Origin of the sequence: Stenotrophomonas rhizophila, assembly GCF_003751305.1 — a bacterium.
GTDB classification, from domain to species: Bacteria; Pseudomonadota; Gammaproteobacteria; order Xanthomonadales; family Xanthomonadaceae; genus Stenotrophomonas; species Stenotrophomonas rhizophila_B.
On the sequence record NZ_RJKV01000001.1, the window covers coordinates 430,526 to 444,548 of the forward strand.

The following is a 14,023-nucleotide window of genomic DNA, read 5'->3' on the forward strand; positions in this document are numbered from 1 at the left end:
GCGTCGGGTGAAAAGCCCCCGTTGTGTCGACGGGGGCGGGATGAGGTGGACGGCGCGTGCGGCGCCCGCGCCGAAGGCCGTTACTCCGGCAGCACTTCCAGCGTGGCCACATAGCTCAGGCGACGCTTCTTGGCTTCCTTGATCGAGGTCTTGCTGTCTTCGGTGCCGGTCTCCAGCCAGTACATGCCCGCTTCGGGCCAGGTGACGGCGAACTCGCCCTTGGCATCGGTGCTGACCTTGATCTCTTCCTGCGCGTTGCGGTAACGGGTACCGCCACGGGTGATCTCGAAGTCCAGGCCGGCGGTCGGCTTGCCGTCGACCAGCACGCGGAAGCGCGCGGCTTCACCGGCAACCAGATCGTTCGGGTGGGCCAGCGCGATCATCTCGATGCCCTGGTTGGTCGGCTTGAGCGCGGTGTCGTTCGGGGTGCCGTTGGTGACGAAGGTTTCCACGCGACCGACCGACTGCGAGACCTGCAGGTTCCTGGCGTTCTTCGGCACTTCGGTGGCGAAGGTGGCCGGGGTGCCGCGCCAGCGCTTGGGCTTGCCGTCTTCTTCCCAGCTGGCCGACAGGCCGTTGTTGACCGTCGCCAGGCGGTAGGTGCCCTGCTGGGTCAGCTCGACATCGAACACGCTGCGGAACTTGCCGGTCGCCGCGTTCTGCGGCTGCACGGTGCTGCCGTCCGGCGCGGTGATGACCAGGCTGTCCAGGCGCAGCGGCACGTGGTTGAAATAGAACAGGTCGTTGGAGACCGCCGCATCGACGGTGATCCACGGGTTGGTACCCGCGATCACGGTCTGCGAGGGCTGCAGCCAGGCCTTGTGGGCCAGGGCGGAGAACGGAAGTGCGGCGGCCATGGCGGCGGCGAGGACGAGCGTGCGCTTCATTGAAAAACTCCAGGTGGACAGGGGATCAGGGCTTGGCGGACAGGGTGACCAGACCGAGTTCGGTCGCGCCCTGGGCCTTGCCCGACTGGGCGGACGTGACCGGCCAGGTGAAGGGGATCTTGAGCAGTTCGCGGCCGCCGACTTCGCGCACCGCTTCCACCACGAGCGTGTAGTTACCCGGTGCGAGCGCCTTGAGCGCCGGCTGCGTGTCGCTGAAGGAGAGCGCGTGCTTGCCGACCGGGCGGGTCGGGCCGGTCACACCATCCACCGGCACCTCCAGCGTACGGCCGCTCTTGCGCCACCACTGGCGCAGGTCGGGCAGCCACTTGGTGCCATGGCCTTCGGCGTTGCCGGTCTGCTGGTACCAGACGGAGAGGTTGGCGGCGACCTTCTGGTCGGCCCCCTCCAGCCACACGGCCACATACGGGCGGTGGTACTCGGCCACGTTGAGCTTGGGCACCTCGACGTTGATGTCCAGGGTGGTGGCATAGGCCGGCGAGGTGGCCAGCAGGCCGCTCAGGGCGATGGTCAGGGTGACGCGCATGGTGCGGCTCCGGAAGGGACGGTCAGTGGATGAGGATCAGGGCGATCAGCAGCGGGATCAGCAGGCCCAGGCCGACCAGCGGCCAGGTCATGCGGCGCTGGCGGGCATGCAGGTGCAGCAGGAACAGGCCGGTGATGCAGAACACCAGGCAGGCCACGGCGAAGATATCCAGGAACCAGCCCCAGGCCGGCCCGGCATTACGCCCTTTGTGCAGATCGTTGAAATAGGACACCCAGCCGCGTGCGGTGGATTCGTATTCCACATCGCCCGTTTCGCGGTCGATGCTCAGCCAGGCGTCCGCGCCAGGGCTGGGCATGGAGAGATAGATTTCGCCATCGGACCATTCGGCCGGACGGCGACCGATCGAGATACCGAGCTGCGCATCCAGCCAGCGGCTGGCCACGCGGGGCAGGGGGGCATTGCCGTCGGCGCGGTCGCCGAGCGTGCCGAGCAGCGCGGCAGGCAGCGCCAGCTGGCGGCTGACCACCTCCGGCGTGGCTTCGATCCTGGACGCATGGTTCAAGGTGATGCCGGTCGCGGCGAACAGCAGCATGCCGATCAGGCACACCGCCGAGCTGATCCAGTGCCACTGGTGCAGCGTGCGCAGCCAGAAGCCGCGGCGTTGTTGTTGCACGCTGGAAGAGGGAGCGCTGGTGGCCACGGTCGCAGGAGGGAGTGCTGAGGGGCGAATTACACCATTGATGAGAATGATTCGCAATTTGTGCAAAAAGAAGGCAGCGTTCCGTTGCCGGCGCGCTGCCCGAGGTCAAGGCCAGCGGCGGCGCCATCAGGACGCCGCCGTGGTGTGCCTCAGAACTTGGCGTTCAACGAAATCCAGTAGCTGCGACGCTGGTCCTTGGTGGAGTAATCGTCCACGCAGCTGAACTCGCTGTCGCTGATCAGCACGCAGGACTGCGAGACGAAGTCCTTGTCGAACAGGTTGTTGACCCGCGCGTTGACGGTCAGCCATTTGTTGATGTCCCAGCTGCCGCCGAGGTGGAAGATCGTGTAGTCCTCGTAGTAGCGGGTCTGCGAGCTGCTCACGCCGCCGACGTTGCTGACCAGCGTGTCGCGGTAGCGGTCGTAGCGGCCTTCGCCGATCAGCGACAGGCTCACCGCCTCGCTGATCTGCCAGTTCAGGCTTGCATTGGCCATGTGCTTGGCCGGGTTGCCGGTGATCGGCAGGCCCTTGCCGGTGCCGCTGGTCTGCTCGCTCTTGGTCCAGGTGTAGTTGCCGCGCAGCTGCAGGTTGTCCAGAAGATCCACCTGCGCAGCCGCTTCGACGCCGCGGGTTTCGGCCTTGTCGATGTTCACGCTCTGGCCGAAGGTGCTGTAGCCCAGCTCGGCCCAGCCCGGGCCGATGTCCACGCAGTAGCTGCCATCGTTCGGGGCGACTTCGCAGTTGGCGAAGGTACCGCCGCTGGCGATCTTGTCATCGAACTTGTTGAGGAAGCCGGTGAGGTTGAAGCCCCAGCGATCGCCTTCGTAGTACGTGGCGATCTCGTAGTTGGTGCTGGTTTCCGGCTTGAGGTTCGGCGAGCCGACCAGCGGGGTCACGCCCTGGCCGCCGAAGCCGACGATGCCGGGGAACAGCTGGTCCGGACGCGGGGTCTTGTAGCCCGTGCTGACGCCGCCCTTGACGGTCCAGGCATCGTTGGCGTTCCAGACCAGGTAGGCGCGCGGGCTGACGTGGCTGCCGAAGATGTTGTGGTCGTCATAGCGCACGCCGACCGTGGCGGTCAGGGTGTCGGTCAGCGACCAGTTGTCCTCGGCGAACAGCGCCCACATGCGGTGCTGCTGCTTGACGTTGTTCTTGTAGCCGTTGCCGTCCATGCCGAACACGCCATCGACCATGTCGGTGTCGTTGTACTGGCCGCCCACGGTGAGCTTGTGCGCGCCGAAGGTGAGATCGAGCATGGTGTCCAGCACGTTGCCCTCCAGCTCCATCGTGCGCAGCGGGCGCGGCAGGAAGGCCTGCAGGCGAGCCAGTTCGGCGGCGTTGAGCGCGCCCAGCCCGTTGCGTGCACCGGCCGCGCAGTTGGCGGCGGCGCCGGTGCGGCGGCAGACGTCGTTCCACAGGCCCTGCAGATCGGCGCGCTCATCCAGCGTCAGCGGCAGCGAGCGGCCGAGGTTGTTGCTGGTGATGTGGGTCAGCGTGGTCTGCCAGGTGCCGAACTCATAGCGGCCCTGGTGGGTCAGCGCCAGCTGGTCGCGCTCGTAGCGCTGGTAGGCGGTGTAGCCCACGCGCGGCTGCACCACGCGGCGGGTGATGTTGCCCGGACCGTTCGGGTTGCGGATCGTCGCATTGCCGACGCGCCACAGGCTGGCCAGGCTGTCCAGGGTGCCGGTCTGGCCTTCGCTGTTGTCGTACTTCTGGCGCGACACGTCGTAATCCAGCCACAGCTCGTGGTCGTCATTGACGATGAAGTTCAGGCGCAGGCCGGTGTTCCAGTTGGTGTTGGCCACCGCCTTGCCGCCGCCACCGAAGCCAATGCTGCGTGACCACATCGTGCCATCCGGCAGCTGGAGGTCATCCCATTCCGGGTTGGAGGCTTTGGCGTCGTAATAGCTGCCGCGCACCGACAGGCCCAGGCGGTCCTTGATCAGCGGGCCGCTCAGGTAGACATCGGTGCTGCGTGCATCACCGAACTGGTCGTCCTGCTGCATCGTGAAACCCTGGGTGATCGCGCCATGCCACTCGGTCTGGTTGCGACGGGTGATGATGTTGATCACCCCGCCCATCGCATCGGAGCCGTACAGGGTCGACATCGGGCCGCGCACCACCTCGATGCGTTCGATCGCATCCAGCGGCGGCATGTATGAGAACTGGCCGCCACCGAAGTTGTTCGGGTACAGGTTGCCGGCGTTGCTCTGGCGGCGACCGTCGATCAGCACCAGGGTGTAGTCCGAGGGCATGCCACGCATGGAAATGGTGGCGCGGCCGTTCTTGTCGGTCGGCTCCATGCCCACGTCGATGCCTTCCACGTCGCGCAGCGCATCCACCAGGCTGGTGTACGGGCGCTTGCTCAGTTCTTCGCGGCTGATCACGCTGATGCTGGCCGGGGCGTCGGCGATCTTCTGTTCGAAGCCGGCGGCGGTGACGACTACCTTGTCCAGCGTGGTCGGGCCGGCGGCCTCACCGTTGGCGAAGGCCGGGGTGCTCAGCGCACCGAGCAGGGCGATGGACAGGGTGCAGCGGGACAGGGACGTGCGACGACGATGGCGCTGGGCCATGGGGGTAACCTCGGAAAGAAGAACGCGGACGCAACGCGGCAGGCCGCAGGACGGCAGCACGCGCAGGAATCAGGAAGGCCCGGAACGGGCAGAACGTGCGTGACCGGGCGGGGCGCGATGGCGCCGCCGGCCGTGTGGATCAGCCCTGCGGAGGGGCTTGGCCGCGCTGGACGCGCAGCCCGGGTGCAGCAGGCAGCGGCGTGGCCGGTGCCGAACCAATGGCGGGTACGACCCGTGGCGGCTGTGCTACCAGCGTGGCCATCAGCGCATCCAGCGATTCCACGACCGGTGGCAGCGAGGGCTGCGGCGGTGGCGTCGGCGCAGGGCGCGCGCTGGCGACCCGGCGCGGCTTGGCCGGGGCGTCTTCCTGCGGCGCGGTCTCACCGCCGCCCACCGGGCGCTCGTCCATTGGCATCTGCAGGACCATCACGGTGCTGCCCGGGGCAACCCGTTCCAGCACCGGCAGGCCGGCCAACAGCAGCGACAACAGGCCCAACCATGCCAGCACGGTCGACAGCGCATGCTGGCGCCCGCGCATGGCGGGAGCAAAGCTGCGGTGGCGGTGTGGATGGCGCAAGTGGGGCCCCTGTCAGACGGCCAGTCGATCAGCCGACTGGCAACGCGGCGGGATTGTAGGTGAGATTCGTTAGCGGACGCAAATGAGAATGATTAATGATTCGAGGCGCTGCTGGTGCGCGAGCCCCTGCAATCAGGTAACCAGCGCCCGGATTGAGGGATGGGGCGAGTCTGCCAAGGTGGGGCGCAGGTGAGCCAGAAACGACGGGCTGCCGTGTGCAAGTGCGCGACGCAGCCAGTGCGCTGCACCGTCGATGTCGCCGGCGGCGAGCAGCAGGGAGGCATGGCTCGCCTGGCCGCGGAAGTCGCCGGCCTCGGCCGAGCGCCGGTACCAGGCCGGTGCCGCCGCCGGATCGGCGTCGACCCCGATCCCGTCCTCCAGAGAACGTCCGACCAGATTCATCGATTTGGCATGGCCAAGCCGTGCGGCGCGCAGGTACAGCGCGAACGCGGCCCGTTCGTCGCGGGCCACGCCACGCCCGGTAGCCAGCAGGTTGGCCAGGTTGTACATCCCCCAGTCCAGCTCGGCATCGGCCGCCTTGCGGTACCAGACCGCCGCCAGCGCCGGGTTGATCGGGGTGCCGCTGCCGAGTTCGTGGCAGCGTCCGAGCATGTTCATCGCGATGGCCAGGCCACCGTTGGCGGCGCGCTCGAACCAGAGCACGGCCGCGGCGGCATCGGGTGCGATCCCGCGTCCTTCCATCCGTGCCTGGCCAAGCAGGAACTGCGCCTGCGGATCGCCGCGCTGTGCGGTAGCTTCCAGGGTGGCGAGCGCGGCGGCTGGATCGTGTTGCAGTTGGTCGGCCAGTGCCGCCACGTCGAGCGCAGGCAGCGGAGCCTCAGACATCGGCCCATTGCCGCAGCAGGTTGTGATACACGCCGGTCAGGTTGACCAGCGCAGGGTGTTCTGGGTGGTCATGGGTGAGCCGGCGGATCGAGACATCCATATCCCACATCAGGCGCCGCTGGCCGTCATCGCGCAGCATGCTCTGGATCCAGAAGAACGAGGCCAGCCGCGTGCCGGCGGTGACCGGGGTGACCTGGTGCAGGCTGGTACCCGGGTACAGCACCATGTGGCCGGCCGGCAGCTTGACCCGCTGGTTGCCGTAGGTGTCTTCGATCACCAGCTCGCCGCCCTCGTACTCGTCCGGATCGCTCAGGAACAACGTGGCCGAGAGGTCCGTGCGTACCGGTTGCGGTTGTCCCGGAACGGTGTAGTCGTAGCGCACCGCGTTGTCGACATGGAACCCGAAGGTCTGCCCCGGCTGATAGCAGTTGAACAGCGGCGGGAAGATGCGACGCGGCAATGCGGCCGAGAAGAAGGTGCTGTTGCGGCCCAGCGCATCGAGGATGGCCGAGCCGACCGCTCGCGCGGCCGGATCGGACTCGGGCAACTGCAGGTTGTGCTTGGCCTGCGCGGACTGGTAGCCCGCGGTCAGGCGGCCGTCGGTCCAGCCGGCCGTGGCCAGCTGCTGGCGGGCCTGGGTGACCTGCTCGGCGGTGAGGACGTCGGGAATATGCAGCAGCATGATCGGCTCCAGCCCCTCCCGTACGAGCGCGCGGGAGGGGCGTATCGCTTAGAACGTGAAGTTGAAGGCCAGCGTGGCCGAACGGCCCGGCGCGATGGCGGCGTAGTGCGAAGCGTACGCCTTGGTGAAGTAGGTTTTGTTGGTCAGGTTCTGCACGTTCAACTGCAGGCTGTAGCGCTCGCTGAAGGCATAGCCGACCATCGCATCCCAACGGGTGTAGGAGGGCACCCACTTGGTGTTGTTGACGTTGCCGTAGACCTTGTCCACGTAGTTGGCACCTGCGCCCAGGCTCAGGCCCGGCACGAACGACGGCGCCCACGTGGTCCACAGACTGGCGCTGTGCTTGGCGGTGTTGGGGAACGCGTTGCCGTTGAACGGCGAGGGCACGTAGACGCCGTTGACCAGCGCAAAGCCGTTGTCCTCGACCACGGCATCCAGGTAGGTGTACCCACCGAAGACCTGCCAACCCTCCACGATCGTGCCGCTGAAGCCCAGCTCGGCACCCTTTACCTTCTTGGTACCGGCGTTCTGCGTGGTGCCCGCATCGCTGGTCACGCGCGCGTTGCTCATTTCGGTCTGGAAGATCGCACCGGTCAGCGACAGGCGGGCATCGAACAGATCCCACTTGGTGCCCAGTTCGATGTTGCGGCTGCGCTGCGGTTTCAGGTCCTGGATGGTGGCGCTGATGCCGTCGGCGCCGTCGCCGCCGTCCACGCCGACCGGGGTCGAGGAGGTGCCCCAGGAGAGGTAGATGCTGCCGTTTTCCATCGGCTTGAACACCAGGCCGGCCTGGCCGTTCCAGAACGAGGTGTCGTTGCGCAGGTGCTGCAGGTTGGCCGCCGCAGTGGGGTTGAACTGGTGGGTGTTGTAGTCGTCGAAGCGCGCACCCAGGTTCAGCATCCACTGCTCGCTGAAGCTGATGGTGTCGAACACATAGGCCGACTTGGTGCGGGTGGTCTGGCGCACGTCGCGGGCCGGATCGCTGCGGGTGACGGTGTGCGTGGCCGACCACGGATCATTCGGGTTCGGGTTGGTCAGGTCGGTGCAGTTGTAGCCGGTCGCCGCACCGGTGGTCGGGCAGCTCTGGTTGCCGGTCAGCGGATTGTTGGTGCCTGCGGTGGTCTGGCCATTGGGGCGACGCACATCGGCGATCGCGTAGGTGCCGCGCACGGTCTTTTCGCTGCTGTACTCCACGCCGGCGTTGAAGTTGTGGCGCAGCGAGCCGGTTTCCAGCTCACCGGTCACGCTGGTCTGGTTGACGAAGCTGTCGGTCTGCGTGGCGCGTGCGTTGGTACGGCGCCAGACGGTGCCGAACAGGTTGGGGTTGCCCTTGCTGTCGTCCGGCTGGGTCCACAGGTAGTCGTTGCGGGTGTCGCCGTGGCGGGTGATGTTGCGCAGGACGATGCCGCCGAAATCATGCGACAGGTTCAAGGTGGTGATGTCCGCCCTGGTCTTCTGGAAATCACGGTCGACCAGGCCATAGAACGCGTCGCGGTTGGTCACGGTCGGGCTGCCGTCGCCATTGAGCGCCACGTTCGGCCCGCTGGTGAACGGGTTGTTGTATGGGAAGCCGCCGGCATCGGGCAGGTCGTCGGTTTCCATGTGGTAGTGGCTGATCACCGCCTGCGTCGGGCCGTTCAACCCGAACGCCAGCGATGGCGCGATGCCCCAGCGGCTGCTGTTCACCTCATCACGGCCAGCCACGTCGGCATCGTGCTTCATGATGTTCACGCGCGCGGCGATGCCGTCGCCGATCACCTGGTTCGCATCCAGCGTGCCGCGACGGTAGCTGTCCGTGCCGGCGGCCAGGCTGCCAGACACGAAGTTTTCCAGCTTGGGCGTCTTGCTGACCAGGCTGATGGTGCCGCCGGCCGAGCCGCGACCGGAGTAGGCCGAACTCGGGCCCTTGACCACATCGATCTGCTCGATGGCGAACACTTCGCGGGTCTGGCTGCCGGCATCGCGGATGCCATCGACGTAGATGTCCGAGGCCGAATCAAAGCCACGGATGAAGGGGCGGTCACCGGTCGGGTTGCCGCCTTCGCCCGCACCGAAGGTGATGCCCGGCACGGTGCGCAGCGCATCGAGCAGGGTGGTCGCGGCGGTCTGCTCGATCACCTGCTGGGAAATCACGCTGACCGACTTGGGCGTATCCAGCAGCGGTGCAGTGAACTTCGACGACTGCGCGCGGACGCGCTCGCCGTGGACATCGACGCCGTCCAGTTCGGTGGCGCGCTGCGGATCGGCGGCAGCGTCGGTCTCGGCATGGGCGATGGCGGGGGCGGCGATGGCCAGCAGCAGGGCGGACGACAACGGAGTCGGGCGGACGGTCATGGTGATTCCTGGGAAGACGGACGAAGGCCGGACGGCACGCGGCGGTCACGGCGGAGCGGAGGCAGGTCGGGAAAACGGACAGGCGGCCGACGGCGGCGCGGTGGCGCAGGCGTGGCGGGCATCGACGCGCAGCAGCGTCGATGCCGGGATCAGGCGTAGGGAGGGGCGTGGCCGGGGTTGAGCCGCAGCGAGGGTTCCAGCCGCTGCCAACGCAGCGCGTCGGCGCGCCACAGAGGCACCAGCGCGACCCACGGCGCGCGGCGCAGGCGAGGCAGCACCGCCGGGTGGGCGGCCTCGGGGTCGGGGCCGGTCTCGGCTGTCAGGCTGGCCTCGGCGAACGGCAGTTCCGGCGCAGGCGCGGGTGCGGTGGGCGCGGTGACCCGAAGCGTGCTGCCGGTGTCCGCTATCGCTGGGGTCTGGCCCGTCGCCGTGGAGCGCGCGGCGTTACCCGTACTGCCGGCGCTCAGCCAGCCGCATGCCAACAGCACCACGCACAACGTGGCCCACAGGGCGGCGATACCAAGAACGGAGCGGTTGGCGGACACGGCGTACCGGGCAGGAGCGGCCGGTTGGCCGCAATGCCCATGGTAATAGGAATAATTCGCGTTTTCAAAACGCCGGCGTTCAGCCCCGGTCAGTCTCGGTCGTCGCGGGCCCAGACGGCGTCGTGTTCCCGCTTGACCGGAAATTTCGCGACCGGCGAGTAGGCAGGGGCGCACAGCGCGGCCCCGTCGCGGACGTCGAAGCGGGCCCCGTGCAGGACGCACTCGATGCTGGCCTCGGTGGTATCGAACGTGCCCGAGGACAGCTCGAACTCGTCGTGGGTGCACTGGTCTTCCAGCGCGTACAACTCGCCGTCCAGGTTGAACACCACGATCGGCGTGCCGGTCACCTCATCGAAGGTGCTCTTCATCTCGCCGGGCAGCAGCTCGGCGCTGGCGCAGATGAAGGTCCAGGTCTCGCTCACGCCGGCACCGCCAGCGGCTTTTCCAGGATTTCGAAGCGCAGATCGTCGCGCTTGGGGATGCCGAAGCGTTCATCGCCATACGGGAACGGCTTCTTGATCCCGGTGCGCTGGTAGCCCCGGCGTTCGTAGAAGGCGATCAGCTCCTCGCGGATGTCGATCACCGTCATCTGCATGACCGGTACGCCCCACTCGCGCGCGGCGTGGGCTTCGGCGGCCAGCATCACCTGCTTGCCGATGCCGCCGCCCTGCTGGGCGGGGTCCACCGAGAACATGCCGAAGTAGCCCTTGCCCTGGTCATCGGCGATATGTGCGCAGGCCAGCAGCTGGCCGTCGCGCTCGGCGAGCAGGATGGTACTGCGCGGGCGCTCGATGTCGGCCTGCAGGCCCTGCGGGTCGATGCGGGCGCCATCGAGGATATCGGCCTCGGTGGTCCAGCCGGCGCGGCTGGCCTCGCCCCGGTAGGCGGAAGTGACCAGGGTGACGAGGGCGGGGATGTCGGCCAGCGTGGCGGCGCGGTAGGTGAGGGTGCTCATGGCGCCATTTTAGGCTGGTCGGGGCCGGGACGGAAACGATCGGCATGGACAACAAAAAACGCCGTGGCAGGCCACGGCGTTCCGATGGGGCGCAGACCAGGGGCGGACTCAGCCCAGCAGCTTGCGCACCTTGTTCAGCGCCACGATGAAGCGCTCGATCTCGTCATGCGTGTTGTAGAACGCCAGCGAGGCGCGGCAGGTCGCGGCGACGCCGAAGTACTGCAGCAGCGGGTGCGCGCAGTGTTGGCCCGAGCGGACCGCAACGCCTTCCAGGTCGAGCAGGGTGGCCAGATCGTGCGAATGCGCGCCCTCCACCAGGAAGGAGACCACCGCGGCCTTGTCCGGCGTGGTGCCGAAGATGCGCAGGCCGTCGATCCTGTTCAGCTCTTCGGTGAAGTGCGCCAGCAGCTCGCCTTCGCGGGCTTCCACGTGGGCAAGGCCCAGTGACTCCAGGTAATCCACCGCCACGCCCAGGCCGATGAAGCCGGCGATGTTCGGGGTGCCGGCTTCGAACTTGTGCGGTGCATCGTTGAACACGGTGCCTTCGAAGCTGACTTCCTTGATCATCTCGCCACCGCCGAGGAACGGCGGCATGGCATCGAGATGCTCGCGCCTGGCCCACAGTGCACCGGTACCGGTCGGGCCGCACATCTTGTGGCCGGTGATGGCGTAGAAGTCGCAGCCGATCGCCGGGATGTCGATCTTGCGGTGCGGCGCAGCCTGCGAGCCGTCCACCACGGTGATGATGCCGCGCTTGCGGGCCTCGCGGCAGATCTCGCGGACCGGGTTGACCGTGCCCAGTACGTTGGAGACGTGAGCAACGGCGAGCAGCTTGACCTCGGGGGTCATGGCCGCGCGCAGTGCATCCAGATCCAGGGCGCCTTCCGGGGTGATCTCGGCCACGCGGATCGTCGCGCCGGTGCGCTGGGCGACCAACTGCCACGGCACGATGTTGGCGTGGTGCTCCATGCGCGAGACCAGGATGACATCACCAGCCTTCAGCCGCGGCAGCGCCCACGAATAGGCGACCAGGTTGATCGCGAACGTGGTGCCGCTGCACAGCACCAGCTCGCTGGCGCGCACGTTGAGGAAGCGCGCCAGCTTGTTGCGTGCGCCTTCGTAGGCATCGGTCGCCTCGGTGCCGAGCGCATGCACTGCACGGCTGACGTTGGCGTTGTAACGGCGGTAGAACTCGTCCAGCGCGCCGATCACCTGCACCGGCTTCTGGCCGGTGTTGGCGTTGTCGAAGTACACCAGCGGCTTGCCGTGCACTTCGCGCATCAACAGCGGGAAGTCCAGGCGCACGCGGTCCCAATCGGGCGCGGCGCCGGTATCGGCGACCGGGCGCGGCGTGGACAGGTTCATGCCACGCCCGCCAGGGCCAGCGCACGGTCGAGCTGGGCGGTGAGCTGCTCGGTCAGGCGCGCGTCGAGGGCGTTCAGCGGCTCATGGCAGAACGCGGCGCTCAGCAGCTGCTGCGCGCGATCGGCCGGCAGGCCACGCGAGCGCAGGTAGAACAGCGCATTGGCATCGAGCTGGCCGACCGTGGCGCCGTGGGCGGCCTTCACTTCGTCGGCATCGATCACCAGCGTGGGCTGGGTGTCGATCTCGGCATCGGCGGAGAGCAGCAGATTCTTGTTGGACAGGTTGGCGTCAGTGCCATCGGCGCCTTCGCGGATGTGGATGCCACCGTGGAAGACCACGCGGCTGCGATTGGCCGCGACGCCACGCCAGACCATTTCCGAGGCGGTATCGCGTGCGATGTGCTCGATGCCCAGGCGGGTGTCGACATGGCGGCGGCCGTTGCCGAGCAGCACGCCGTTGGCGGTCAGCTGGGCGTTGTCGCCTTCCAGGCGGACGTTGAGCTCATGGCGGCTCAGCGCGGCGCCCAGTTCCAGATCGACACGGCGGTACTGCGCGTTGCGGGCCAGCACGGCGTCGGTGCGCAGCAGCGAGGTGGCGCGGGTGGCGTCGGCCTGCACGCGGGCGTGCGAGAGCACGGCATCCTGCGCCAGGTGGACGTGCACCAGGGTGTTGTCCAGGTGCGCGGCATCGCCGACGTGCAGGTGATGCTCGACCACGCCCAGCGCAGCGCCAGAGCGAAGTTCGATCAGGTGGCGGTGGTGCCAGGACAGATCGGTATCGGCGGCGACGCTGATGAAGACCAGCTGCAGCGGCGTCTCGACCTGCACGCCTGCTTCCACGCGCAGCAGCACGCCTTCATCGGCGAGCGCGGCGTTGAGGCGGGCGAACACCTCCTCGCTGCGCTCGAAGCGGCGGCCGAGGAAGCGAGCGGCTTCATCGCCCGCGGCCAGTGCCGAGGACAGGGTGGCCAGCTGCACACCGGCCGGCACGGCAGCGACATCGCTCAGCGCGCCGGACGGGCGACCATTGACGAACACCAGCCGCGGCGACGGAATGTCGGCCAGCAGGGCGGCATCGACCACGGCCGGGGCGAGCGGCGCCGGCTGGAAGCTGCGACGCTCCAGCTGGCGCAGGGAGGTGTATTTCCAGGCTTCGGTACGCGGGCCGGGCAGGCCGGCCTGCAGGGCGGCATCCAGCTCGGCGCGACGTGCATCGCTGCCGCAGAAGCCGCTGGCGAGGGAATCGAGCAGGGCGCTCATCAGACCGCTGCCTCCGGCACCACACGGTCCTTCAGGAAGTGGTAGCCATGGGCTTCCAGTTCCAGGGCCAGTTCCGGGCCGCCGCTCTGCACGATCTTGCCATCGGCCAGCACATGCACCACGTCCGGCTTGATGTAATCGAGCAGGCGCTGGTAATGGGTGATCACGATGAAGGAGCGATCCGGCGAACGCAGCGCGTTGACGCCGTCGGCCACGCTCTTGAGCGCGTCGATGTCCAGGCCGGAGTCGGTTTCATCCAGGATCGCCAGCTTCGGCTCGAGCACGGCCAGCTGGAAGATCTCGTTGCGCTTCTTCTCGCCACCGGAGAAGCCTTCGTTGACGCCACGGTGCAGCAGCTCGTCCTTCAGGTGCAGCACGGCCAGCTTCTGGCGGACCAGCTTGAGGAACTGCATCGAGTCCAGTTCTTCCTCGCCGCGCGCCTTGCGCTGGGCGTTGAGCGCGGCGCGCAGGAAGTAGGTGTTGTTCACTCCGGGGATTTCCACCGGGTACTGGAAGGCCAGGAACAGGCCGGCGGCGGCGCGTTCTTCCGGCGCCAGCTCGAGCAGATCCCTGCCTTCGAACTGCACGCTGCCTTCGCTCACGTCATAGCCGTCGCGGCCGGCCAGGACGTTGCCCAAGGTGGACTTGCCGGCGCCGTTGGGGCCCATGATGGCGTGCACCTGGCCGGGCTTCACGTCGAGCGAGAGGCCCTTGAGGATTTCTTTGTCGCCGATGCGTGCGTGGAGGTTGTCGATCTTCAACATGTCGATAATCGTCTTGTCAGATAGGGGAACT

At 67.5% G+C, this 14,023-nt stretch carries 14 protein-coding genes; all 14 read right to left on the reverse strand.

What is annotated here, in order from left to right; translation table 11 throughout:
- Positions 1-80 precede the first annotated feature (80 nt).
- The 14 genes from EDF74_RS02075 to sufC all read right to left on the reverse strand — a co-directional run bounded on the left by EDF74_RS02075 (position 81) and on the right by sufC (position 13,992).
- Positions 81-887, reverse strand: a complete 807-nt coding sequence (locus EDF74_RS02075; RefSeq protein WP_123728581.1) for a DUF4198 domain-containing protein — start codon at positions 885-887, stop codon at positions 81-83.
- A 25-nt stretch (positions 888-912) separates the two neighbouring features.
- Entirely contained in the window at positions 913-1,431 is a 519-nt protein-coding gene (locus EDF74_RS02080) for a DUF2271 domain-containing protein (RefSeq protein WP_123728582.1), read from the reverse strand.
- 22 nt (positions 1,432-1,453) lie between these two features.
- The gene (locus EDF74_RS02085; RefSeq protein ID WP_123728583.1) at positions 1,454-2,092 is read right to left on the reverse strand and encodes a PepSY-associated TM helix domain-containing protein; all 639 of its coding nucleotides are present in this window, start codon (positions 2,090-2,092) and stop codon (positions 1,454-1,456) included.
- A gap of 149 nt (positions 2,093-2,241) precedes the next feature.
- Positions 2,242-4,665 (reverse strand): TonB-dependent receptor domain-containing protein, encoded by a 2,424-nt coding sequence (locus EDF74_RS02090; protein WP_123728584.1) that lies wholly within the window; start codon positions 4,663-4,665, stop codon positions 2,242-2,244.
- A gap of 139 nt (positions 4,666-4,804) precedes the next feature.
- Positions 4,805-5,242, reverse strand: a complete 438-nt coding sequence (locus EDF74_RS02095) for a hypothetical protein (RefSeq protein ID WP_148045901.1) — start codon at positions 5,240-5,242, stop codon at positions 4,805-4,807.
- 132 nt (positions 5,243-5,374) lie between these two features.
- Positions 5,375-6,088 carry a tetratricopeptide repeat protein gene (locus tag EDF74_RS02100; protein ID WP_123728586.1) on the reverse strand — a complete coding sequence of 238 codons (714 nt, stop codon included), beginning with the start codon at positions 6,086-6,088 and terminating at the stop codon, positions 5,375-5,377.
- On the reverse strand, positions 6,081-6,770 hold the full coding sequence (locus EDF74_RS02105) for a Fe2+-dependent dioxygenase (protein ID WP_123728587.1): 690 nt from the start codon (positions 6,768-6,770) through the stop codon (positions 6,081-6,083). The genes EDF74_RS02100 and EDF74_RS02105 overlap by 8 nt, the downstream gene beginning before the upstream one ends.
- A gap of 48 nt (positions 6,771-6,818) precedes the next feature.
- Positions 6,819-9,104: a TonB-dependent receptor gene (locus EDF74_RS02110; RefSeq protein WP_123728588.1), complete on the reverse strand. Its 2,286-nt coding sequence runs from the start codon at positions 9,102-9,104 to the stop codon at positions 6,819-6,821.
- Between the two features lie 149 nt (positions 9,105-9,253).
- Positions 9,254-9,592: a hypothetical protein gene (locus EDF74_RS02115; protein ID WP_148045902.1), complete on the reverse strand. Its 339-nt coding sequence runs from the start codon at positions 9,590-9,592 to the stop codon at positions 9,254-9,256.
- A gap of 146 nt (positions 9,593-9,738) precedes the next feature.
- On the reverse strand, positions 9,739-10,071 hold the full coding sequence (locus EDF74_RS02120) for a non-heme iron oxygenase ferredoxin subunit (protein ID WP_123728590.1): 333 nt from the start codon (positions 10,069-10,071) through the stop codon (positions 9,739-9,741).
- Positions 10,068-10,604, reverse strand: coding sequence for a GNAT family N-acetyltransferase (locus EDF74_RS02125; protein WP_123728591.1), 537 nt, complete (start codon positions 10,602-10,604; stop codon positions 10,068-10,070). The genes EDF74_RS02120 and EDF74_RS02125 overlap by 4 nt, the downstream gene beginning before the upstream one ends.
- Positions 10,605-10,712: 108 nt before the next feature.
- Positions 10,713-11,969, reverse strand: coding sequence for a cysteine desulfurase (locus EDF74_RS02130; protein WP_123728592.1), 1,257 nt, complete (start codon positions 11,967-11,969; stop codon positions 10,713-10,715).
- The gene (sufD, locus tag EDF74_RS02135) at positions 11,966-13,228 is read right to left on the reverse strand and encodes a Fe-S cluster assembly protein SufD (RefSeq protein WP_123728593.1); all 1,263 of its coding nucleotides are present in this window, start codon (positions 13,226-13,228) and stop codon (positions 11,966-11,968) included. The genes EDF74_RS02130 and sufD overlap by 4 nt, the downstream gene beginning before the upstream one ends.
- The gene (gene sufC, locus EDF74_RS02140; protein WP_123728594.1) at positions 13,228-13,992 is read right to left on the reverse strand and encodes a Fe-S cluster assembly ATPase SufC; all 765 of its coding nucleotides are present in this window, start codon (positions 13,990-13,992) and stop codon (positions 13,228-13,230) included. The genes sufD and sufC overlap by 1 nt, the downstream gene beginning before the upstream one ends.
- Positions 13,993-14,023 lie beyond the last annotated feature (31 nt).